Here is a 23,811-nt window from a genome sequence, read left to right on the forward strand (position 1 = left end):
TACTGACTGATTGCGCTTAACTTTAGTGTATTGAAGGAGGGGGTGCGAACACCGGCACCCCGCTCTGAGCGATCTCCGCATGGAAACACACCTTTCTACAGACGCCCTGCTTCGTTCGGTTTTCGATACGGTTCCTTATGGCATCTTAGTCTTTCAGACAATACGTAATCAGCACACGAATGAACCGACAGATTTGCGTCTGACAATGGTCAACGCGCACGGCGCACGCGAGATGGGCAGCATACCGGCGGTAGTAACTGGAAAATTATATAGTGAATTGTTTTGTACGATCCAGGACGTCGAGCGATACCAGAAAACATTGGCTGTTGTAAAAACTGGTATGCCGTTTCGATACGAAATAAAACAGGTGTCGACGCGAGACGGTGAACTTCATTGGTACGACGTTTTTGTACAGAAGTTAGACGATGGCGTAGTCATGACGGTCATGGACATGAGTGGCCGAAAACGGGCCGAGTTGAATGCCAGTCGGCAAACGGCTCTGTTGCAGAACGTTGTTGATCAGAGTCCCGCCGGCGTAGTACTAACGGAACCCATCTACAATGCTTCGGGTCATATTGTTGATTTTCGCTATCAGTTAACGAATAAACTTAATGCTGAGCTTACAGGCTACACCATTGAGCAAATGGTAGGCCAGCCAATTTCGGCCCTGTTTCCGGGCTGGCAGCAACTCTCGCTATTCGAGTCGATGGTAAGTGTGCTCCAAACGGGGGAACCACGGCAGTACACCGAAGAATACAACAATTACGGTGTAAAAGGCTGGTTTGAGTACTATTTCGTAAAGATGGAAGACGCTGTTCTGCTGATGTTTCTGGATGTAACCCGGTTGAAAACGGCGCAGGTGGCTCAGCAGCAACAGGCCGATTTGTTACAAAACGTAGTGCGTAATTCGCCGACGGGTATTGTACTGTACGAGGCCGTTCGGGATGCCGAAACGGGCCATATCATAGATTTTATACACGCGTTGTCGAACCCTACCAATGATAACGTGACGGGTCGTCCGAACGGTGGCGTGGTAGGCTTACAGGTACTTGAATATTACCCCACCAACCGCACAAACGGTCACTTCGATATACTGATAGAGGTGGTAGAAACCGGCCAGCCTCAACGCCAGTTGCTCGACTATCGGGCGCACGGCATCAATGGCTGGTACGACGCCCAGTACGTGAAACAGGGCGACGGCGTGTTGTTTACCTACCTCGATGTAACGGAAAGTCAGCTTTATCGCAGCCAGCTCGAAATGGCCAACCGCGAACTGAAACGCTCGAACGACAACCTTCAGCAATTTGCCTACGTAGCCAGTCACGATTTGCAGGAACCGCTCCGCAAAATTCAGTCGTTTGGTAATCTGCTTCAGATACAGGCCGGGGCAGGGCTGGGTGAAACTGCCCGCGACTACATTACGCGAATGCAGCAGTCTGCCGAGCGAATGTCACTGTTAATCAAAGATTTACTATCCTATTCACGCTTATCCGTACAGCCAGATCAGCACGAGCCTGTATCGCTTGCCGAACTAATCTCCGACATATTCGATGATCTTGGTATAGTGATTGAGCAAACACAAGCCACCGTCTCGGCGGGTGATTTGCCGGTTGTGCTGGGTAATCAGCTTCAGTTGTATCAATTATTCCAGAATTTAGTGAGCAATGCATTGAAGTTTTCGAGTATCGACAGAACAGATGCATCGGCTCCCACCGTGTCGATAACGGCACGCAAACTAAGTGGCCCTGCTCTTTTAGAACCGGGTATTCCGCTTGAGTTGTCTACCGGGTCAGTCGACCAGTGCTTTCAAGAAATCAGCATACAGGACAACGGTATCGGCTTCGACGAAAAATACTTAGATCGTATCTTTCAGGTATTTCAGCGGCTGCATGGTAAAAGCCAGTTCGCCGGGTCGGGTGTGGGTCTGGCAATCTGTAAAAAAGTGGTCGAGAACCACGGCGGAGCCATCACTGCCACCAGTCAGCTTGGCAAAGGAGCCACGTTTCGCGTGTATTTGCCGGGATAATCAAAACGTCTGCAACGCGTCTGACTCAAAAATGTGCTTGCCCGTCAGGCCCTGCTGAGTGGTTTGAAACATGGCATTGGCGACCTTCGCAGCTTCTACGCCCTTGTATTTGGCGGGTATAAGTGGGTTGAACAACCGCATGGCTCCTTCGGCCAATCGCTCGCCTAACCGGTTTTCAGCGCGATTACCCAGCAGGAGCGACGGGCGGAAGATGAGCAGTGTTGAGTAATTCAGAGCGGCCAAATCGCGTTCAACCTCGCCTTTCACCCGGTTGTAATAAAACGTTGATTCGGTATCGGCACCCATAGCCGTCACAATGGCAAATTGTTGAGCACCATTCATCAAACCTAACCGGGCAATGTCGATAGGATATTGATAATCAACTTTCCGGAATGCATCGCGCGAACCTGCTTTCTTCATGGTTGTGCCGAGGCAACAAAAAATATCATCGGCCTGAATTAATAATCCATTTGGATGATCGAAGTCAAACAAGATTTCCTGTAAATGCGGGTGCTGCCAGCCTAAGGGCTTGCGGGCCAACACCTTAACTTTGTCGTAGGTAGATGAATTGACTAAGCGATGAGTTAACAAGTCGCCTATCAAGCCCGTTGCGCCAATTAGTAAGGCCGTTTTGTGAGAGAGTGGAGACATAGGTTAGGGGTATTTTCGCTAATTTAGTCGCTCCAATAACACACATTAACTGGATACGCCTAAAAATCTATTATATGCGCTTTATTCCACGGAAAACAGCCCTTTCCATTCTGTTCACAACCGCATTGCTGAGTCTGGCGTTTACGCTCAGCGACGATGCATTTATAAGCCAACTGGTCGAGAAATTCAAAGCCTACCATCAACAGCGACCCCTCGAAAAAACGTATCTGCACACCGACCGCGATACGTATCTGACCGGAGAAACCATCTGGCTGAAAGGCTACCTCTTCAGCGGCAATACCCACAATGCCGATACCATCAGCCGCGTACTACACGTCGATCTGGTAGATGTGGCGGCCAAACGCGTTCGGCTGCGGATACAACTGAAAGCCACCAACAGCTATGCCCCCGGCCAGCTCGCCCTGCCCGATACACTACCCGCCGGAACGTATCAACTGCGGGCCTACACTAATTATATGCGTAATGAACCCGACGCGTATTTTTTCACGAAAACGCTTGCGATTCTCAAGCCAGATGGGCAACTGACGCCAACGGCCCGCGCTGCGAGTAGCAAACCCGATGTTCAGTTTTTGCCCGAAGGCGGACAATTGGTTGAAGGCATCGATGGGCGCGTGGCGTTCAAAGCCGTTGACCAAACGGGCCGAAGCGTACCCATTGAAGGGTTTGTGCTGGGCGCGCAGAACGATACTGTTGTGGGCTTTTCGGCCATGCATCAGGGTATGGGGTACTTCTCGGTCAAACCCGAAAACGGCCAAACCTACAAGGTTTTTGCGCGGGTGCCGGGCGGTGCGTTCGCGCCTTATCCGCTGCCTGCCATTCAGCCATTGGGCGTTACCATGCAGGTCGATAATCTGTCGAATAAAGACAACATTCGGGTGTATGTCCGTCATAATAAAACCAGCAACGACCCGGCGGCAATGTTTACGCTGCTGGCTCAAACGCGTGGGCAGGTAGTTCAGGCCGCCAAGGTCTCGCTGGCGAAGAAAACAGCAGTGGTGCTGCTGCCCCGCGCCGACTTCCCGGAAGGCATTACCCAACTGACGCTGTTCGACGAAACGAACAAACCCGTTTGCGAACGACTGGCGTTCATCGACAAAAAAGATCAGATTGCCATTGCGCTAACAACCAGCAAAACCACCTACGCCAGCCGCGAACGTGTTGACCTGACGTTGACCACGACCGACGCCGACGGCAAACCCGTACCCGCCAATCTCTCGCTGGCGGCTGTGGATGCCCGCCTGGCTCCGCAACTCGATACCAACGCGGCTACCATCACGTCGCACCTGTTGCTGTCGTCCGATCTGGTCGGCACCATCGAACAACCCGGCTACTATTTCAACCCGGCCAATACCGACCGCTTCGCCAAACTCGATTTGTTGCTGATGACGCAGGGCTGGCGACGCTTTGCCTGGACCGACGTGCTGGCTGAAACCCCTGCCGTTACCAAATATCCCGTCGAACGTGGCCTGACGCTGTCGGGCCGGGTGCTGCGACCGAGCCAGAAAGGCGTAAACGGCAAAGTAAACCTAACGTTTATTGTGGCCCAGCGCGACAGTGCCGGTAACTACAGCAATCGTGATTTTCTGATGGGCGAAACCGACGAGCAAGGCAACTACGCAGCGTATGATCTTAACTTTACCGACTCAACAACCGTGTTGGTGCAGGCTACGAAAGGTAAAGGAAATCGTGACCTGAGCATTACGCTCGATCAGTTGCTGATGCCAACCGTAACCATTGTGCAGCCGCCCTACAACCCGCTCGAATTTGGACGCGACGAACTGGCCGAGTTCATCAAGCGCACCAACGAGTATATGGAAATTGAACGGCAGATTCGGCGCAACCGCGAGGTACTGCTGGAGAGCGTGACTGTACGGGCCAAAAAATACCAGGCTCCCGACACCCGCAAAATTTACAGCAACGCCGACGCCACGGTGAAGTTCGACCAGAACAATACCGCCGGGCGTATGAATATTCTGGAGGTGATTCAGGGGCGCGTGGCCGGGGTGCAGGTAACGGGTTCGGGCATGAATGTGTCGGTAAACATTCGGGGGGCGGCCAATTTTGGCGGGGCCGTCGGGCCGCTGTTTGTGCTTGATGGCACACCGATGGATTTGCAGGGAATACTATCGATTCCGCCGACGGACGTCGATCAGGTCGATGTGCTGAAAGGACCGTCGGCAGCCATTTATGGGTCGCAGGCGGCTGGGGGCGTCATCTCGATTCTGACCAAACGCGGCTCGCCCAATTACGACCTCACCAAAGAAGCCGCGCCCGGTGTGCTGGTGGCTAAACTGGCCGGTTACGCGCCCGTGCGCGAGTTTTACGCCCCGCGCTACGACGCAAAAAAGCCCGAACACATAAGACCGGATTACCGCGCAACGCTATTCTGGAGTCCGATGATTCAAACCGACGAGCAGGGTAAAGCAACCGTATCATTCTACACGTCGGACAACAAAACGGATATTCGCCTGCAAGCTGAAGGTGCTACGTTCAGTGGAATGCCGGGTATGGGCCGACGCACGCTGGCCGTTAAGTAATTAGGCAAGTAACGCGGCTGGACAGCCGCCTTTAGTTAGCAAAAGCGGTTTTCCAGGCTGCGAATCAGTCGATACACCCAACGCACTATTGGCAGCGGCTTTCCAGCCGCGTTACTTTGATATGAAACCTTTCCTTCTTTCGCTGTCTATTATAGCAGCATCTGCACTGCATCAGGCGGTGGCTCAGTCGCCTTTCCCAACTATCGGCCAGATTGTTCGGGTTGATGCCAAGTTGGATAAACTTATTCCGGCTGATGCCAAAATTGAGGTTCTTGCCAGTGGCTTTACCTGGTCGGAAGGGCCGGTCTGGGTAAAAAATGGTAACTACCTGCTGTTTTCCGACGTGCCGGAGAATACTGTTTACAAATGGACTGAGAAAGAAGGTATCAAGCCGTTTCTGAAACCATCGGGCTATACGGGCGTGGGTAATTACAGTCAGGAACCCGGCTCCAACGGCCTGACCATCGATGCACAGGGACGGCTCATTTCGTGCGAACACGGCGACCGGCGCATCTCGGCCCTGCCCCTCGATGGTAGCGGAGGCAAACGCACACTGGCCGATCACTACAACGGCAAACGCTTCAACAGCCCCAACGACGTGGTAGCGCACCCAAATGGCAGCTATTACTTCACCGATCCGCCCTACGGCCTGCCCAATCGCGAAAAAGAAGTGCCTGAAACGGGCGTGTACGGCGTGTATCGCATTGCGCCCAACGGCACCATTTCACTGGCCGTTCCTGACCTGACCCGCCCGAACGGCGTGGCCCTCTCGCCCGATGGCAAAACCCTGTACGTAGCCCAGTCTGACTGGCAGAATCCGGTAATTATGGCCTATCCGATTCAGGCTGATGGTTCAGTTGGGAAAGGCCAGCTGATTTTTGGGGCTGAAAACCTGAAAAAACAAAATCTGAAAGGCGGTTTCGATGGGCTGAAAACCGACCGCGACGGTAACATCTGGACTACTGGCCCCGGCGGTATACTGGTGCTGTCGGCGACGGGCGATTTTCTGGGGCATATCAAAACTGGCGTTGCCACCGCCAACTGCGCCTGGGGCGACGATGGCACTACGCTCTACATCACTGCCGATATGTATTTGTGCCGGGTGAAAACCACAGCCCGAGGCTGGTAGAAATTGCAGATATCGAATATTGAATAGTTAATTCTGAATGTTTATTATCGACCGATGAACATTCGATAGTCGACGGGCAATATTCGACACTACATTTTAGTATCTTTGATATGCTTTATTCGTCGTAGCTTGATTAGCAGTGGGTTATTCTCATGGTAGAGAATCGGAAGTGGGTTATTATTGGCGTTTTTTGCTTGGTTGGGCTGATTTATCTGGCCCGGCTATTTCATCTACAGGTGCTCGACGACACCTATTCACTCGGTGCGTCGAAAAACTCCATCAAGCGGGTTGTTGAAATTCCGTATCGCGGCCAGATTTACGACCGCAACAGTAAGCTGATTGTTTACAACACGCCCGTTTACGATCTGTATGTAACGCCGAAACAGGTACGCATCCCCGACACAACGGCGTTTTGCCGGATGATGGACATCAGCCAGTCGGATTTCGACAGTATCATGGGCATTGCCAAAAACTACTCGCCCGTGAAGCCGTCGCTGTTTATGCGGCAACTCTCGAAAGAAGATTTTGCCCGTATTCAGGACGCATTAGTCGATTATCGGGGCTTCGAGCCGGTCATTAGTTCCATGCGTACCTATCCGGCCCATACGCTCGCCAATGCGCTGGGTTATGTCAGCGAAATCAGTAAAAAACAGATCGATGAACAGGAAACGCCTTACTACCGGCAAGGCGATTACGTGGGTCATAACGGGCTGGAAGAGCAGTATGAAGAGCAGTTGCGTGGTCGGCGGGGCGTTAAGTTTATGATGCAGAATGTGCGGGGCGTTAACAAAGGCTCGTGGAAAAATGGAGCCTTTGACACACTCGCCGTGGCCGGGCAGAACCTGATTACGGGTATCGACGTGGAGGTTCAACGCTATGCTGACAGCCTGATGGTCAACAAGGTAGGGGCTGTAGTGGCCGTTGAGCCATCGACCGGCGAGATTCTGGTGTCGGTATCGGCCCCAACGTATGACCCCAATCTGCTATCGAGCCGGTTTTTCTCGAAAAATTATCGGGCATTGGTCAAAAATCCGTACAAGCCGCTGATTAACCGCCCGATTATGGCGAGTTACCGGCCCGGCAGCACGTTCAAGCTGATTCAGGCTTTGATTGCCCAGCAGCAGGGATCGCTGTTTCCGAGTACATTCTACGGCCACGGCGGTTCGCCGATGCGGTGCCACTGCCGGGGTGGCAATACACTGCGCGGGGCCGTTACCAACTCCTGCAACCCGTATTTCTACAACGTCTTTCGGAAGTTTATTTACCATAACGGGCAACCAAATACGTTCAGGGCGTCGGCAACGGGGCTGCAACAGTGGCACAGCATGGTCGAGAAGTTTGGCATTGGTCAGAAACTCGGCGTTGACATGCCCAGCGAACTCAAAGGCAATCTGCCCACGGTGAATTATTACGACAAAGTGTATGGGGGCGAACTGCGCTGGAAATTCTCGAACGTGTATTCGCTCAGCATCGGCGAGGGCGAACTGCTCATCAGCCCGCTCAAATTAGTCAACTTAGCCGCTACCATTGCCAACCGGGGCTGGTACATCACACCCCACTACATCAAAGGCTTTGGCAAGGCGGGCGTAGGCATACCCAATGAATACAAAGTCCGTCACGAAACGGGTGTCGACTATAAATATTACCTGCCCGTAATCGACGGAATGCGCGGTGCCGTGGCGCATGGCACCGTGACGCCCTTAGCCAACATTGCCGGTATCGACCTGTGCGGCAAAACCGGTACGTCGCAAAACGCCAAGTTCGGCCACAAGTACGACCATTCGATTTTCATTGGGTTTGCCCCGATGAACAATCCCAAAATAGCGGTAGCCGTATTTGTTGAAAATGCCGGTTGGGGTGGGGTAGCGGCTGCGTCGGTGGCAGCTTTGGTGGCCGAGCGATACCTGAAACGTAAAACCGAAGCTAAAGTTCTGGAAGCCAAAGTGCTGGCCGCAAACTACCTGCCGCCTGCCAGCCAACTGGCAAAGCCCAAACCAAAGGCTCCGAAAAAAGATACCACCCGCCCGCCCGACGAACTGCCCAAACCCGCACCCGCCAAGCCGTTGATGACAGCCACGCGCCCGAAATCAGTAACAATAGTTGCCGTTAGTGGAAACTGAAGCAAAATGTCTCGCTCAAACGATCCTTTTTCGCAGAATATCGACTGGCTTACGCTGGTGCTTTACCTCGGTTGCGTAACGATGGGGTGGCTCAACGTATATGCCGCCGTATATAGCCCCGAAGATCATACCAGCCTGTTCGACATGACCACCAACGCCGGGAAGCAAATGATGTGGATTGGCACAACGGTCATTCTGGTCATTTGCATTCTGGTGCTCAACCATAAGTTTTTCGATTCATTTGCGTACCTGTTTTACGCCTTTATGATTCTGATGCTATTGCTGGTACTCGTAGCCGGTACGAACATCAACGGGTCGCGGTCGTGGTTCAGGTTCGGCGCGTTTCAGATTCAACCCGCCGAGTTTGCCAAGGTTGCTACGGCTCTCGCGTTGGCAAAATACGTAGACAATCCGGGTATTAACCTCGCAAAGCAGAAAGATTTGATGTATATCGGCGGTATCATTGTGCTGCCGTGTATTCTGATTCTGGCCTCGAACGAAACGGGTTCTACGCTCGTTTTTGCCTCGTTCGTTATTATGCTGTACCGCGAAGGGCTACCCGGCTGGATTCCTGCTTTGGGCCTTACGGTGGCCGCGCTGTTTGTGCTGGCTCTCATTTTTCCTCCACTCTATATCTTCGCCGGTATTGTGGCTCTGATGGCGGTTATTGTGCTGCTGATGCCGCGCTACAACCGCACCGTCAGCAATTTTATTTCGATGGGCCTGATCGTAGGGGGTATGATGGTGGTAGTGCTGGGCGTCGATTTCTTCGTGAATCACGTACTGCAAAAACACCAGCGCAACCGCATCAAAGTACTGGTCGACCCCACCATCGACCCGCTCGGCGTGGGCTGGAACGTGACACAGGCCAAAATTGCCATCGGCTCCGGGCGGTTGCAGGGCAAGGGATTTCTGGAAGGCACCCAAACCAAATTCGACTTCGTACCCGAACAAAGCACCGACTTTATTTTCTGCACCATTGGTGAAGAACACGGCTTCATTGGCAGTGCAATCGTGATTGCGCTGTTTGTTGGGCTGTTGTCGCGGATTGTGATTCTGGCCGAGAAGCAGCGCAGCAAGTTTGCGCGGGTTTATGGCTACTGCGTGGCCGGCATTATTTTCTTCCACGTCATGGTAAATATCGGCATGACCATCGGGCTGATGCCCGTAATTGGTATTCCGCTGCCATTTTTCAGCTACGGCGGCTCGTCGCTCTGGTCGTTTTCGATACTGCTGTTCATCTTCCTCAAACTCGACTCACGCCGAACGGCTCTGATGCGGAGGTGAACGAGGCAGTTCGCCGACACCCTCGACGCTGTTCACAACTTACGATGTGGTGTTTTCCAGCACGTGTACAGTGCGGAAACGGTAGCTTCATTTTACAGCGGGCATATATCGGTCGCGCAGGGCCAGAAACGAAAATACGGTTCGGTGGTAGGGATTGAACTCCGGGTCTGGAATGCCCGACGGTGGCACGGCAGATGAGCCGTATCCGGTCTGGAACATATCGTGGTGGTAGATGACGTAGCCGCCTGCCTGCCACACGGCCCCAATTTGCAGAATGTGGTCGTGTGGGTCGGAGCCGTTTTTGGGGCCACCGTGCGCGGGCGTACCGTTGCGGGCCGGTTCATCGTCCACTACGGGCTTTTTGTAGCGTTTCAGCAGGTACGTAATTTCAGTAGGGGCCACTTCCCAGTGCCGCCCGCTATATTGTCGACTGGTGTGCGGGCTAAGATAGTCGAGCGTTTCGTTCTGTTTACGGTCGCCCAGAATACCGCTTATGCCCGGCGAATTCGTTACAAGCCGGCTTGGGTCAATGGCTTTCACCGTTTTGTAATGATCGATTACCCGCTCCGACAACTCATTCCAGATTTGAATGGTGAGGTTGCGATGGGGCAGCAGTTCGCGCGTTACGGTCGACACGGCACGGTTGGCCGCCAGCGAGTCGAGCCGGATGTTGCTGTAATAACTTTCCTGCGAAAACAGAGCCAGCTCAACCACCATGCCCATCTGATCGGCATCGGTCAGAATGGCCTTCAGCGTGGCGAGGTGCTGCGGCTGTAGGGAGCCATCGGGCCGGTAGAGCGTGGTAGTCAGGTCGCTGTCTACGAACTTGCTTTTGTTGTCCCACTGGCACCAGATACGCAGCACGTTGATACCATATTTCTGAAACTTCGCCAGCCACTGTTTCCGGTCGGCACTGCTTTTGTTGAACGTCGGGTTGTAGATGGCGTTGAAAAAGCTGACGCCCGTAAACGGGAACGGTCGGCCATCGCGGTAGAAATTCGTCCCTTGAATAGTCAGGTCGCCGTAAGGCTGAGCACACAGTGAAAGAGTGAAAGAGCGAAAGAGTGAAAGAGTGAAAGCTAACCGAAGCAGGAAGTGGGTCATGGTTCAGGTTGTTAGAAGTCATTCAGATTAGTACTTCACGCCTGACCTTTCTGCTCAGGGCCAGGCGGGCGGCTTTGGCAATGTCGGTGGGGGTCATCAGGTGCCGCGCAAACAATTCGTCGATGCCGCCACTTTCCACAAACTTGTCTCGAACGCCGATGCGCTGAACCGGTGCAGGCCATTCGTCGGTCAACACTTCGCTAACGGCGTCGCCCAGGCCGCCGTAAATGCTGGCATTCTCGGCAGTGACGGCGCAACCCGTTTTGCTTAGCGACTGCACAATCAACGTCCGGTCGATGGGTTTGACCGACGCCAGATGAATCACCTCAGCGTCGATGCCTTCGCGGGCCAGTTGGTCGGCGGCATCCAAACAAAACCAGGTCATAATACCGGTGCCAAACAGCGTTACGTCGGCTCCTTCGCGCAGGGTTTCGCCCCGGCCCCAGACAAACTCGTGGTCAGGCCCGAACAGTTCCGGCACGGCATAGCGCGTGACGCGGAAATAGACCGGGCCGGGCGTATTCATGGCCGTATGCATCACGGCCCGCAGGTCGGCGTTGGAGCCGGGGTCGGCCACGAGCAGGTTGGGTAGCGAACGCATCACGGCCAAATCTTCGATGCAATTGTGCGAAGCCCCAGCCCGGCTCGTCGGAATGCCGCAGTACGAACCGGGAATTTTGACGTTCAGTTTGGGGAAGCAAATCGAAATAGCCAACTGATCGAGGGCACGCCGGGCCGCAAAAGCCGCGAAGGTCGATGGCATGCTCGTGAAGCCTTCGAGGGCCAGCCCGGCGGCCATGCCAAACAGGTTTTGTTCGGCAATACCTACCTGCACAAACCGGTCGGGAAAGCGTTTTTTAAAACCAGTGGCTTTGGTGGACGTATGCAGGTCGGCATCTAAAAAAATCAGATTGTCGTGCCGGTGGCCCAGTTCGAGCAGCGTGTGCCCGAAGGCGTCGCGCAGCGAAGCGTCGCCCGATTCGTTGTCGTTATTCTCCGCCATAAAAAACGTCTTTTTGGAATTGTTTCGTTAGTCGACTATAGCCTTCTTCGGGATACCCGTAGGTTCTTGACACCTCGCGCAGCATGGCATCGGCGGTATCGGGGTCGGGCGCGTGCGTGTGCCATTTGTAGTTGAACTCGGCCTGCTCGATGCCTTTGCCTTTTACGGTATGGGCGATAATGACAATTGGTTTGCCGTTGGGCATGAGCCAGCGTGCCTGATGCAGGGCCGAAGCCACGGCGTCGAGGTCGTGCCCGTCGATTTCCAGCACCTGCCAGCCAAATGCCCGCCATTTGTCGGCAAAGGGTTCAATGCTCATCAAATCCCAGACAAATCCCTTTGCCATCGCTTTGTTATAATCGACTATGGCAATCAGATTATCTAAGTGGTAATGAGCCGCCGACATGGCCGCTTCCCAGACGTTGCCCTCGTTGCATTCGCCATCGCCCAGCACACAAAACACCCGCGAGCGCGGATTTTCTTTTTTGCGCAACCCCATCGCCATACCCACAGCCACCGATAGGCCCATGCCCAGCGGCCCACCAGAATTCTCGATGCCCGGTGCCGAGTCGATATGCGTGTGGCCTTCCAGCCCGTCGGGTTCGCAGTACGTATAAATGCGCTCGGTAGGCATGAACCCGCGCAGGGCCAAAGCCGCATACAGAGCCGGCGAACCGTGCGCTTTCGACAGAATCAGCCGGTCGCGGGTGGGCAAGTGGGGCCGTTGCGGGTCGAGCGTCATCTCGTGGAAATACAGCACAGCCAGCAGTTCGGCCATCGAAAACGAACCGCCGATATGCCCCCACTGGCTAAAGGCAATCATTTCCAGCGATAACCGACGAATCTGATATGCCTGAAAAGCCAGGTCTTGCTGTTGTTGTGAGGATAAATGCATAATAGCATACAATTTTCTTTGCAATTGTACACAATTAAGTAGAAGTTTGCAAGACAATACTTTTTATTTTAGCGAAAAAAAGCTGAGCTTCTCCCATGTTTACGCCCTATACCGTGCCAACTGCTACAATTACTACTCCGCCGGGCTGGTTTACGCGTACCCGCCACTGGTGGATTCTGGCAACGCTGTTCGGTGCTACGTTCTTAAACTATTTCGACCGGCAAACGCTTAGTGTTGCCATCGAACCGATTAGCCGCGAATTTGGCCTGACCACCGCCGACCGGGGTACGTTGCTGGCGGCTTTCGTGTATGCGTATGCGTGCGCCCACCTGTTCATTGGCTTTATCATCGACCGAGTCCAGAATATTCGCCGATTTTTCGCGGTGATGGTCGTTGGCTGGAGTGTATGTACGGTGCTGGTTGGCTTAACCACTAACTCCACGCAGATTCTGTGGCTTCGCTACGCGCTGGGTGTGTTTGAAGCGGCCAATTTTCCGCTTTGTCTGCTACTGATTGCCCGGCTGTTTCCGGCCCGTCAGCGGAGTTTAGCTGCCGGTATTTTCAACAGCGGGGCTGTATTGGCAACGCTGACGGCCCCCAAATTAGTCATTTACTTCTCGACCGAGTTCAACTGGCGATACAGCTTTTACGTCACTGGTGGGCTGGGTCTGGTATGGCTCGTGTTTTGGTTGCTGGTGTATCGAAACCCCACCCCCGGCCCCTCCCCAGTAGGGAGGGGAGAAAACCATCCGGGTCCTGCTCCCCTCCCTATTGGGGAGGGGCCGGGGGTGGGGTTTGTGGGGTCACTTTTTCGACTGCCCGCTTTCTGGCTGATTACGTTTATTGGTATCGGGTTGTTGCCGGGCTGGTATTTTATGTCGCAGTGGTTGCCAACCTACCTGACCCAACGCTGGAACGTGGCCTACAACCAATCATTGGGCGACCGGCTTACGCTGGTTTATCTTGTACAGGACGTGGGCCTGTGGGTTGGCGGGGGGCTTGTGTGGTGGTTGAGCAAGCGCATGAATGTGCTGGCGGCCCGTAAAAGCGTGATTGTTGGTGCTTACGTACTGATGATGGCAATTGTGCTGCTGCCACAGGCTGAAACCATTGGCAGTACGCTGGCAATTCTGTGCGTATATGTGTTTGGTCTGGCAGCCTGGCAGGCTAACCAACAGGCGTTTAAGCAGGACGTACTGCCGGGTCGGGTGGCAACGGTAGCCGCGCTGGTAGGCTTTGCCGAAACGCTGTCGAGCGCGTTTCTGGTGCAGAAAGTGGGGCAGGTGGCGCAGGAGACGGGCGGATTCAACGCTATTTTCTGGTTGCTGGCCGGGTGCTTTACAGTGGCGATAGTGGCCGTGCTATGTTTACAAAAAAAGTGGATTCTAACGAATGGTTGAGTGATTGAATGGTTGGATGATTGAGTGGTTGAATGATTGAATGGAGTGCAAGGATTATACTCAATCATTCAACCACTCAATCACTTAACCATTCAATCACCCAATCATTCAACCATTCAATCATCCAACCATTCAATCACTTTTTATGATTTCTCTCTTCAGCGAATACATGCGCCTGACAGGTACGCCGACGCTCGGTAGCGAGCCGTCGGGAGACCCGGCATTGGTCGGTAAGAAACTCGGCGTAGTCAACGGGTCGAACTGGGTTAGTTTATGGTCTACGTATTTCGGGCGAACGGTGCTGCCGGGGGTGAAAATCGTGCAGGTGGGCAATGAGGGCGTTCAACTTAACTTTATGGATGCCCACCACCGGGGCGATACCTGCCCACCCCAATTGAACATCGACCTGACCATCCGCTACGCCAAAGACCTTATTGATCTGGTGGGCGTCGATGCCATCTTACTGTCGTGTTCAACCATGAATCGGGCGGCTCCGGCAGTTCGCGAAGCACTGGCTCCGCTGGGCGTGCCGGTGGTGCAGATTGACGAAGCCATGATGGAAGAAGCCGTGCAAACCGGTACCGCACCGGCGGACCGGACGGAGCGGGTTCGTGATGGAAAAATTCTGGTTGTAGCCACGCACGGTCCAACGGTGGCAAGTACGCAGGCTCTCCTTCAGGAAACAGCCGACCGTATGGGCAAGTCCGTTCAGTTTGCCGGAGCCACGGTAGAAGACGCCTTTCACCTGCTTGGCGACGGGCGTATCGAAGAGCACAATGAACTTATTGCCAACGTCATACGCGAAGCCCAGCAACACGATTCCATCGACGTAGTGGTGCTGGCGCAATTGTCGATGAGCGTGTTTTGCTTTTCGTATCCCGACCCGATAGCCGCGTTCGGCATACCCGTGCTGAACAGTGGCGAAACGGGCTTTCGGCGGGTAGGTGACGTATTAAACTCCTAAAACTTTATGAAAACCATCTTACTCCTCCTCTCAACCTGTCTCGCGGCATTGGCCGACGTACCGCGCTGGTCGGTGCAGGAAATTACCCTGACGGCGTCGGGGCGTTACAACAACCCCTACACCGACGCCCGCGTGTCGGCTACGTTTACCGGACCGGGCGGTGTCTCGCACGAAGTGGGCGGATTCTGGTACGAAGGCAACACGTTTAAAATTCGGTTTACGCCCACTGCCGAGGGCCGCTGGACCTACGTAACGCGCTCTGCCGACAAGGGGCTGAACAACCAGAAAGGAAGCCTGACCTGCAATGCCCCGAAGGCTGGCAATCACGGGTTTATTCGGCGTGACGCCGACCATCCGCACCATTTTATGTATGACGATGGGACGCGATATTTCATGCTCGGCACAACGTATTACGGCATTCTCAGCACGGCCATTGCCGGAGATACGTGGAAACAGGCTATCGACAGTTGCGCCCACTATGGCATTACGAAAATCCGGTTTCGGGTCAATATAAAGCTCTGCAAAAACAGCACCCAGCCCGGCCCCTGCTCGTCGGTGTGGGGCAGCGACGGCAAAGACCATGACCAACTTAACCCGGCGCATTTGCGGCTGGTCGATGAGGTGCTGACGTATATGAACGAGCGGGGCATTGTAGCCGATCTGATGCCGTTCGATTCGCAGGAGAGTTTTTATGGGACCGACGAGCAGGACTTGCGCTACCTCCGTTACCTGATGGCCCGATACGCATCTTACCCGAACGTAATCTGGTGTTTGACGAACGAGTTTCAGCGGGTGCCCAATAAACCGAGGGAGTTCTGGAACACAGCCGGGACAATTATCCGGCAGCATGACCCTTACGCAAGCTATAAACAAAACCTGCGCCCGCTGTCGATTCACCCGTTTGGTGGGCAGAGCAACGGGGCTCAGTTCCAGTTTCACGACCAGCCGTGGCCGGTTCATGTCATTCTGCAATCGGGTCGGTTCGTGCCTGCCGATACGCTCAACGTGATTACGCTCCGCAACCGGGGCCATAATATGCCCATAGTCAATGATGAGTTTGGCTATTTCGACGACGACATCCGCGAGTGGGGTAAGGGCGGCTATAATCAAACTGTGCATCGCAACGCCCTCTGGAGCATCTATTTAGCAGGCGGTTATGCCACTATTGGCGACAAGGCGCAATACGCCGACGGTAAACCGTATCACTCGGCCATCTGGCACCCGCGCCCCGAATACGCTGACCTGAAACACCTGAATACCTTTTTTACTAAAACCGGCCTGCCTTACTGGGCAATGGAACCGGCCAATACGTTAGTTTCGGCGGGCGAACGTACCTACGCGCTGGCTACCGGCGATGGTAAAATGGGCATCGTCTACGCAGCCGCTGGCGGAACCGCTCAACTGCTATTGCCCTACGGCACCTACACGGCTCACCTGCTCGACCCGCGCACAGGCCGCGATACCGCCCTGCCCAACTGGACTGGCGGACAACCCGTTACACTGACATGTCCTGACACGCAGGATTGGGTTGTGTATTTCCGACGTAGTGGGCAGGGGCTTGCCCAGCAGGTTAGTAAAACGGTAAAAGATTGAACACCATGAAGATACTCCTTTTCCTTCTCCTTTCCGTGGCGGTTCACGCCCAGATTCAGACGCTCACATATCCCTCGGCCCTCAATAAGCAGGACGTCCCGATTATGGTGTACTTGCCGCCCGGCTACGAAAGCAGCGCGGGACGTTACCCAGTGGTGTACAACCTGCACGGCGGGGGCGGCACACCCGAACGCCAATGGGATCGCACCCGCAAAACCCTGACCGATGCCATGGATAACCGGAAGGCCCGACCCATGATTTACGTGTATGTCAACGGCTTGGGCAATACCAACTTTGTCAATAACGCAGCCGGGAAGATGATCGAACGTAGCATCGTGACCGAGTTGATTCCATTCATCGACGCGAAATACCGAACCATTGCCTCGCGCGAAGGGCGTGCCGTCGATGGTTTCTCCATGGGTGGCTACGGTGCGCTGATGCTGGCGTTCAAAAACCCCGAACTTTTCTCGTCGGTTGTATCGTATGGGGCCGCATTGGTGATTGGCGCAACCGATAAAAATTACAAAGATGCCGCCGATTTCGCCCAATATGACCCCCGTGCGCTTACGGTAAAAAATCGCGGGGCCATTCTGAAAAACCTCCGCGTCCGCATGGTTTGTGGCGACAGCGACTGGCTGTTTACGAGCAACGTAAAGTTTCAGGCGCATTTGGATAGCCTGAAAATTCCGTCGGATTGGGTGGTAGTGCCGGGGCTGGCACACTGTACGCAATGCCTGTACGAAAACGTAGGGGTTGAGAGCCTGAAGTTCATAGAAGAAGGCTTCGCGCTGGCAACCAAAAAGAAGCCAATGAACGGCCCCTGGCAACGGCGCAAAAATGCCCCAATCGTGGCTAAGGTGAGCGGCTTTGGTAACGAACCCTTGCCCTACCGCCCGTCTGGAGCATTGCCGCGCCTGAAAGTGAGCGAGAACAAACGGTTTCTGGTGACAGAATCGGGGCGTCCGTTTTTCTGGCTGGCCGATACGGGCTGGATGCTGTTTCACAAACTCGACCGCGAAGAGATCGACAAATATTTCGAGAACCGGGCCGCGCAGCAGTTTTCGGTCGTGATGGGAATGCTGTTGCCCTGGCTTCCGGGCCAGACAAACGTGTATGGCGAAACCGCTTTCGAGAACAGCGACTACACCAAACCCAATAAAAAATACTGGCAGCACGTCGATTACATCGTCGAACAGTCGGCGGCTAAGGGGCTGTATCTGTGCATGGTACCGGCCTGGGCGTTGAACTACGTAGAACCCAAAAAAGGCACGACCGACACCACCAACCGGCTCGATGCCAGGACTGCCTACGCTTACGGCAAATTTCTGGGCAACCGTTACAATAAGGCTCTCAACATAGTCTGGATGCTGGGGGGCGACATCCGGCCCACACGCTACGCGGTCTACGACGCCCTTGCCAAAGGCATCACCGACGGCGTTGGTGGCGACCCCGATATGGCTCTGTTCACCTACCATCCGCCCTCTGGTCAACCGTCGTCGGTGGGGTTTTGCCATGATCGGCCCTGGCTCGATGTCAACTTAGTACAAACCGGCCACGATTACTGGCGGCTGGGCTACAACATCATTGCCGCCAATTACGCCCTCACACCGCCGAAACCCACCGTCGACGGCGAACCGTGCTACGAAAATCACCCCGTTCGGCACAAGTTCGATAACGGCGTTTTCACGGACTGGTACATGCGGATGCGGGCCTACTGGTCGTTGTTTGCGGGTGCGTTCGGTTATACCTATGGCGGTAACGGCGTCTGGCAGATGGACAAAAAGGGTCAGGAACCGTTTCTGAAAACGCACGCTAATCTGAGTTGGGACGAAGCCCTTCACCTGCCCGGTGCCGAACAGATGCGGCACGTTCGCTCCCTGATGGAATCGCGCCCGTTTTTGAGCCGCCTGCCCGACGACGGCTCTATACTGCGTTCGCCGGTGGGCGAAAAAGCCGAACGTACCCAGGCTACCTTCGGGGCCGACCGGAGCTGGGCCATGATTTACCTGACGAGCGGGCAGAACGTAAAGCCTAACCTGACCAACCTGCGCGGGAAAACCCTCAACGGCTGGTGGTTCAACCCGCGCACGGGGCAAGTGTGCGACGAAACCGGGCAACCTACGGGCAAACCCTTCCGGCAGTTCACCCACGCCGAAGACAAAGTTGAACTGAACCCGCCCGGCGACCCCGGCGAAGGCAACGACTGGGTTTTGGTGCTGGACGATGCCGACCGTGGTTATCCGGTGCCGGGTACGGCAGTTGGGGCCGTAGCGGCAACGAAATAGGATTACTCAACGGCAAAGACGCGAATTATCACTTCATCTGCCCGCCGTTCGCCCGTGGCAACAAACACGGTGCGGCCCAGCCAGTCGTGCGGGCCGGGGGCCACTTCAAACATTGGCGTGGTGCGGAAATAGTACTCGGCAGGATCGACCCATTCACCGTCGGCTACCCGTTTCAAGACCTCAGCCGGGCCGTGTCGGTAGCCCCGGTTGGTAATTAGAATCAATGTACCATCGTCGGTTTGCAGTGTATAGCGGGCTTCTACTTCGGCCACGCCATCGGGCCGAACTATCTGCCAGTCGGCCCCGCCGGGTAGCACATTCCCGCGCAACGGCGTACCGTCGGGCATGGTGCCGTTGAAGGTGCCGCCCGTAATTGGTATAATGCGCCGATGGCCGCGTGTGGTAGGGCCGAGGTCCTGCATCGGGCCGAGCGTTGCCGTAATAACGAAGGCGGGGCTTAGGCGCATTATACCTGACTCAGTTTTTCGCGCTCAAACCCTGCTATCTGTTTGTAGCGTTGGGCGATAGTTTCCAACTCCCCGCGCGTAATCACGTCTTCTACTTGCTGAAAACCCAGTGGGGCGCGTTCTTCAGCCAGTTGCATCACTTGTTCAGGGCCGTTTTGCCGGTTCATCAACACAATCTGCGCCGTTGGGGCAAGCCGGGCTGTTTCGTAGGCTTGCAAAGCCGCCGGAATGTCGTCGGGCGAATTTGTTAGCGCGTCGGTGAGTGCGCGGGCGTCTAAAATGGCTTGCGATGCGCCATTGGAGCCGATAGGATACATGGGGTGGGCCGCGTCGCCCAGTAGCGTCACACGACCGAATGTCCAGCGGGGCAGCGGGTCGCGGTCAACCATTGGGTAAGCGTACACGGCGTCGGTTGAGTCGATCAGGGCTGGCACGTCGAGCCAGTCGAATTGCCAGTTGGCGAAAGGCGGGGCAAACGTAGCCGGGTCTGCTTTGCGGTTCCAGTCTTGCCGAACGGGCATCGTATCGGTGCCCACGTTTAACTCAGCAATCCAGTTAACGCGCGAACGGCCCTGATACGCCAGCAGCGGGTCGATGGGGTAGGCCACAAACTTCTGGTCGGCATGACCGATCATAACCATCGAGCGGCCCGTCAGAAACGGCTCGGCCACCGAAACGCCCCGCCACAGCATCCGCCCCGACCAGCGCGGCAAACCTTCGTCGGGGTAAAACGTGCGCCGAACTACCGAATGAATACCATCGGCCCCAACCAGCGCGTCGGCCCATTCGTCGGCTACGGTTTCGCCCGTTTCGCGATTTACAAACCGTGCCCGAACCTGCTCGTCAAACGTCTCGAAGTCAGACAGGTGGCAACCCGTTCGCACGTTATCGGCACCCAGCCGGGCAATGGCTTCATCGAGCAGCAACATCTGCAACCGGCCCCGATGAATGGAGTACTGCGGCCAAGCATAGCCCGCAGCCCGACCACGCGGCTCGGTCCAGATGAGTTGCCCAAACTTATTGTAATAGCTCAGGTCGGCAGTCGGAATACCGGTGGTTTCCAATTGGGCTTGAAGCCCGAGCCGCGTCAGTTCGCGCACGGCATGGGGCAGCAGGTTGATGCCCACGCCCAGCGGCTGGAGCGTCGGCACCGATTCATAGACCCGAACCGAAATACCTGCGTCGTGTAGGGCGAGGGCCGTAACCAGCCCGCCAATGCCGCCCCCGGCAATTGTGATATGCATACTGATTGACTGTTGAATGATTGATTTGTTGAATGAAATGTTGGTGTTTATTCAATCATGCAACAAGTCAATCATTCAATCATTGATTTATGCTGGATAGTGATACACGCGTAGTAACTTCACCAACTCGCGTTTGAGATTGTCTAAGTGGGCAATCATCTGTTCTTCAGCCAGATCGGCCTGTTTGACTAAGATGGTTTCGACAAACTGCTGATGTTCGGCCACGGTCTTGTCGATGCGACCTTCCATTGCCAGAATCCCGACTTTGAGCCGGTGCCACTGTACATTGAGGTTCTTCACGACGCTCTCCGACCGTTTGTTGTCGGCCATTTTGAACAGGTGAGCGTGCAATCGGCGGTCGAGTTCGAGCCACTGTTGCAGCCAGGTCTCTTCGTCTTTCTGGTCTGTTTGACGGGCGGCCAAAAACAACTTCATCTCCTCCTGAATTACGTGAAGTTCGGCGAAATCATCGTCGCTGCCTCGCAGGGCGGCCCACTTGGCTACGCGCCCTTCGATGGCGGCTTTAAGATCAAAAATCTCCTCTATCTCCTTGATCGACAGAATGTAAACTTTTTTTCGGGCATTGTGCGTCACAATCAGCCCTTCCTGCTCTAAACGTTTTAGAGCCTCGCGAACGGGCGTTCGGCCAATGCCAAACCGCTCCGACAGGGCAATTTCGGTAACAGCCTCGCCCGGCTTGATGCTCAGACTCAGAATGTTATCCAGAATTACTTCATAGGCTTCCTGCCAGGCTTTCTTGTTGGTCGATAATTCGGTGGCTTCCATAGATTGTTGTATTCGGTTGTACGAATATCTGCATACAATTTGGTTAACCAACGAAATGCAGACCCGGTTTAGATACTCCGCAAATACGCTATGCTGTTCGGCACCTGCTGCCGTGCATTTGGGTTCTCGTCTTCGATATAAAAATACTTGATGCTGGTCTTGCGGGCTGCTTTCAGCACCGCCGGAATATCGATTTGGCCCGTGCCAAGCGTCACGTCATTTTCGGGGGGTGTACCGCCCGACAGATTGCCCTCGACCCCCTTCTTCAGGTCTTTGATGTGCATCAGTTTGAATCGTTTCGGGTAGCGTTGCAGCAACTCCGCCGGATTCTGACCAGGGTGAAATACCCACAAAATATCCATCTCATACGATACGTCGTCAGGGTTGGTGTTTTGCAGCATGTAGTCGAAATACGTCAGAGGGGCGGCTTCCCGACCGGGATTCGTATTTTCCTTCCACGGCTGAAACTCGAAGCCGTGATTATGATACACGAACGTCAATCCGGCCTCGCGAAGTTTTTTGCCCACGGTATTGAACTCGCCCGAAATTTTCTGCGCCTGTGCCAGGTCGAAGGGGGCTTTGCGCGGGAACGAACCCAGCCGGACAAATTCGGCACCCAGCGTTTTGGCGTCCTGAATAATCTGGTCGGTTTTGTTCATAAGCGGGTCATAGCCAACACCGTAGCTCGTGCAGCGCATGCCTCGTTCGTCTAAAAGTTTCCGCAGTTCGGCGGGGGTTTTGCCAAACAGACTCGACATCTCCATGTTCGTCACCCCCAGCGACTTAATCATATCGAGTGTGCCGGGAACGTCTTTGGCAAACTCGTTGCGGAATGTGTATGACACCAGACCCGGATGCTCTTTGAGCGATTTACTGAACCGAGACGACGGAGAAAACGCCACGAGCACAGCAATTAGAATAAAACAGTTAATACGTTGCATACAGAAGTTTTTGGTCATGTTCACACAATCACATTCCAGCCCTTTTCATACTCACGTTTCCAGAGTTTTTGTGCCTCGCGGTTGTCGAGAATGCGTCCGTTAGCGGGGTTGCAGGTCAGGATACTGCCGGTGCGGTAGGCAATGTTGCCCAACTGCGGCAACAACGTCGATTTGTGGCCTTCGCTGATGGGGGCGGTCAGTTTGGTGGTGCCACGAACGGCTTCCACGAAGTTGGCTATGTGCAACGCGTCCATGTCGCCGGTCGCGCTCACGGTGTTGGTGGCGTCCATCTTGTCGCCCTTTTTCACCTCTTTTACCAGCTTGTTTTTACCGTCGAAGACCTTGTAATCGGCCCCGCCCGGAATAACCATCGTGCCGTTGTCGCCATAGAAAATTACGCCCCGACCACTGCCTTCGATGGGGTGGCTGTTGCACGAACGGCCCTCCCAGGTCATCATTACCCGGCCCGGAAATTCGTAGTTAATCACCTGCGTATCGGGCGTTTCCCAGTCGTCTTCAAAGTGCAGCCGCCCGCCCGTCGAGCTGACTTTGGTGGGGTAATCGACGCCCAGGCCCCAGCGCATTACGTCTAATTCGTGGGTGCCGTTGTTGAGAGACTCGCCCGTGCCCCAGTGCCAGAACCAGTGCCAGTTGTAATGCACGAGGTTGTCTTTGAACTCCCGACGGGGGGCGGGGCCTTGCCAGAGGTCGAAATTCAGGTTGGCTGGCACTGGAGCCGGTTTGCCCGTGCCAATGCTTTTGCGGCCCGCAGCATACCAGCCCTTCGCCAGATACACCCGCCCAATAATGCCCTCCTTCAGTGATTTTGTGGCCTCCTGTAAGGTCGGAAACGAACGTCGCTGACTGCCCAACTGCACCAGCCGGTTGTATTTCTGCGCGGCTTCTACCAGCATTTCGCCCTCGGCGGGGTTATGGCTGCACGGCTTCTCAACGTACACGTGCTTGCCTGCCTGACAGGCCATAATAGCCGCTGGCGCGTGCCAGTGGTCGGGGGCGGCAATGGCGAGGGCGTCGAGGTCTTTTTCGCGGAGCAGGTTGCGCACGTCGGGGACGAGCTTTGGTTTTTTACCCGAAATTTTTTCCACTTCAGCAGCCGCTTTTTCGGCAGCCGTTGTATCTACGTCGCAGATGTAGCCGACCACTACGTTGGGTAATTTGGCAAACTGCTGGGCCAGATACAACCCCCGGCTATTGACGCCCATCACGCCGATAACGACCGTATCGTTGGGTGCCCCGCGAAAGGCAAACGAAGGCGCAAACGACAGCGTCAGGCCCGCTGTGGCAGAGGTTTTGAGAAAGGTTCTTCGAGAGGTCATATTCAGCGTGTTTTCCATGTA

Annotated in this window: 18 protein-coding genes; 9 read left to right on the plus strand and 9 right to left on the minus strand. The window is 54.8% G+C overall.

Going from position 1 to position 23,811, the window contains the following annotated elements; translation table 11 throughout:
- Positions 1-79: 79 nt before the first annotated feature.
- Positions 80-2,026 (plus strand): ATP-binding protein, encoded by a 1,947-nt coding sequence (locus tag AWR27_RS00555; protein WP_077129395.1) that lies wholly within the window; start codon positions 80-82, stop codon positions 2,024-2,026.
- Here the strand turns inward: AWR27_RS00555 and AWR27_RS00560 are convergent, their stop codons facing one another.
- Entirely contained in the window at positions 2,027-2,677 is a 651-nt protein-coding gene (locus AWR27_RS00560; RefSeq protein ID WP_077129396.1) for a Rossmann-fold NAD(P)-binding domain-containing protein, read from the minus strand. It abuts the gene before it with no gap.
- Positions 2,678-2,751: 74 nt separating this feature from the next.
- Between AWR27_RS00560 and AWR27_RS00565 the strand changes: the two genes are divergently transcribed.
- From AWR27_RS00565 to rodA, 4 genes are all read left to right on the plus strand, one after another.
- Positions 2,752-5,235, plus strand: coding sequence for a TonB-dependent receptor plug domain-containing protein (locus AWR27_RS00565; RefSeq protein ID WP_077129397.1), 2,484 nt, complete (start codon positions 2,752-2,754; stop codon positions 5,233-5,235).
- A 121-nt stretch (positions 5,236-5,356) separates the two neighbouring features.
- On the plus strand, positions 5,357-6,364 hold the full coding sequence (locus AWR27_RS00570) for an SMP-30/gluconolactonase/LRE family protein (RefSeq protein ID WP_077129398.1): 1,008 nt from the start codon (positions 5,357-5,359) through the stop codon (positions 6,362-6,364).
- 152 nt (positions 6,365-6,516) lie between these two features.
- The gene (locus AWR27_RS00575; protein WP_077129399.1) at positions 6,517-8,484 is read left to right on the plus strand and encodes a penicillin-binding transpeptidase domain-containing protein; all 1,968 of its coding nucleotides are present in this window, start codon (positions 6,517-6,519) and stop codon (positions 8,482-8,484) included.
- A gap of 6 nt (positions 8,485-8,490) precedes the next feature.
- Positions 8,491-9,771 carry a rod shape-determining protein RodA gene (gene rodA, locus AWR27_RS00580; RefSeq protein ID WP_077129400.1) on the plus strand — a complete coding sequence of 427 codons (1,281 nt, stop codon included), beginning with the start codon at positions 8,491-8,493 and terminating at the stop codon, positions 9,769-9,771.
- Between the two features lie 87 nt (positions 9,772-9,858).
- Here rodA and AWR27_RS00585 read toward each other — a convergent pair whose 3' ends face one another.
- The 3 genes from AWR27_RS00585 to AWR27_RS00595 are packed head-to-tail and all read right to left on the minus strand — an operon-like array spanning position 9,859 to position 12,773.
- Entirely contained in the window at positions 9,859-10,875 is a 1,017-nt protein-coding gene (locus AWR27_RS00585) for a glycoside hydrolase family protein (RefSeq protein ID WP_077129401.1), read from the minus strand.
- A gap of 22 nt (positions 10,876-10,897) precedes the next feature.
- Positions 10,898-11,878, minus strand: a complete 981-nt coding sequence (locus AWR27_RS00590) for a transketolase family protein (RefSeq protein WP_077129402.1) — start codon at positions 11,876-11,878, stop codon at positions 10,898-10,900.
- Entirely contained in the window at positions 11,865-12,773 is a 909-nt protein-coding gene (locus tag AWR27_RS00595) for a transketolase (RefSeq protein ID WP_083732969.1), read from the minus strand. Before AWR27_RS00595 ends, AWR27_RS00590 begins: the two co-directional genes overlap by 14 nt.
- 95 nt (positions 12,774-12,868) lie before the next feature.
- Between AWR27_RS00595 and AWR27_RS00600 the strand changes: the two genes are divergently transcribed.
- From AWR27_RS00600 to AWR27_RS25015, 4 genes are all read left to right on the plus strand, one after another.
- Positions 12,869-14,173, plus strand: a complete 1,305-nt coding sequence (locus tag AWR27_RS00600) for an MFS transporter (protein ID WP_077129404.1) — start codon at positions 12,869-12,871, stop codon at positions 14,171-14,173.
- A 145-nt stretch (positions 14,174-14,318) separates the two neighbouring features.
- Entirely contained in the window at positions 14,319-15,137 is an 819-nt protein-coding gene (locus AWR27_RS00605) for an aspartate/glutamate racemase family protein (protein ID WP_077129405.1), read from the plus strand.
- 6 nt (positions 15,138-15,143) lie between these two features.
- The gene (locus tag AWR27_RS00610) at positions 15,144-16,730 is read left to right on the plus strand and encodes a DUF5060 domain-containing protein (RefSeq protein WP_083732709.1); all 1,587 of its coding nucleotides are present in this window, start codon (positions 15,144-15,146) and stop codon (positions 16,728-16,730) included.
- 5 nt (positions 16,731-16,735) lie between these two features.
- Positions 16,736-19,015: an apiosidase-like domain-containing protein gene (locus AWR27_RS25015; RefSeq protein WP_157579020.1), complete on the plus strand. Its 2,280-nt coding sequence runs from the start codon at positions 16,736-16,738 to the stop codon at positions 19,013-19,015.
- A gap of 2 nt (positions 19,016-19,017) precedes the next feature.
- Here AWR27_RS25015 and AWR27_RS00625 read toward each other — a convergent pair whose 3' ends face one another.
- From AWR27_RS00625 to AWR27_RS00645, 5 genes are all read right to left on the minus strand, one after another.
- Positions 19,018-19,482 (minus strand): DUF3237 domain-containing protein, encoded by a 465-nt coding sequence (locus tag AWR27_RS00625; RefSeq protein ID WP_077129407.1) that lies wholly within the window; start codon positions 19,480-19,482, stop codon positions 19,018-19,020.
- On the minus strand, positions 19,482-20,726 hold the full coding sequence (locus AWR27_RS00630; protein ID WP_077129408.1) for a flavin-dependent oxidoreductase: 1,245 nt from the start codon (positions 20,724-20,726) through the stop codon (positions 19,482-19,484). The genes AWR27_RS00625 and AWR27_RS00630 overlap by 1 nt, the downstream gene beginning before the upstream one ends.
- A gap of 87 nt (positions 20,727-20,813) precedes the next feature.
- Positions 20,814-21,512: a GntR family transcriptional regulator gene (locus AWR27_RS00635; protein ID WP_077129409.1), complete on the minus strand. Its 699-nt coding sequence runs from the start codon at positions 21,510-21,512 to the stop codon at positions 20,814-20,816.
- A gap of 68 nt (positions 21,513-21,580) precedes the next feature.
- Positions 21,581-22,453 carry a sugar phosphate isomerase/epimerase family protein gene (locus AWR27_RS00640; protein WP_077133715.1) on the minus strand — a complete coding sequence of 291 codons (873 nt, stop codon included), beginning with the start codon at positions 22,451-22,453 and terminating at the stop codon, positions 21,581-21,583.
- A gap of 20 nt (positions 22,454-22,473) precedes the next feature.
- On the minus strand, positions 22,474-23,790 hold the full coding sequence (locus tag AWR27_RS00645) for a Gfo/Idh/MocA family protein (RefSeq protein WP_077133716.1): 1,317 nt from the start codon (positions 23,788-23,790) through the stop codon (positions 22,474-22,476).
- Positions 23,791-23,811: the final 21 nt, after the last annotated feature.

Origin of the sequence: Spirosoma montaniterrae (assembly GCF_001988955.1) — a bacterium.
Lineage (GTDB): Bacteria > Bacteroidota > Bacteroidia > Cytophagales > Spirosomataceae > Spirosoma > Spirosoma montaniterrae.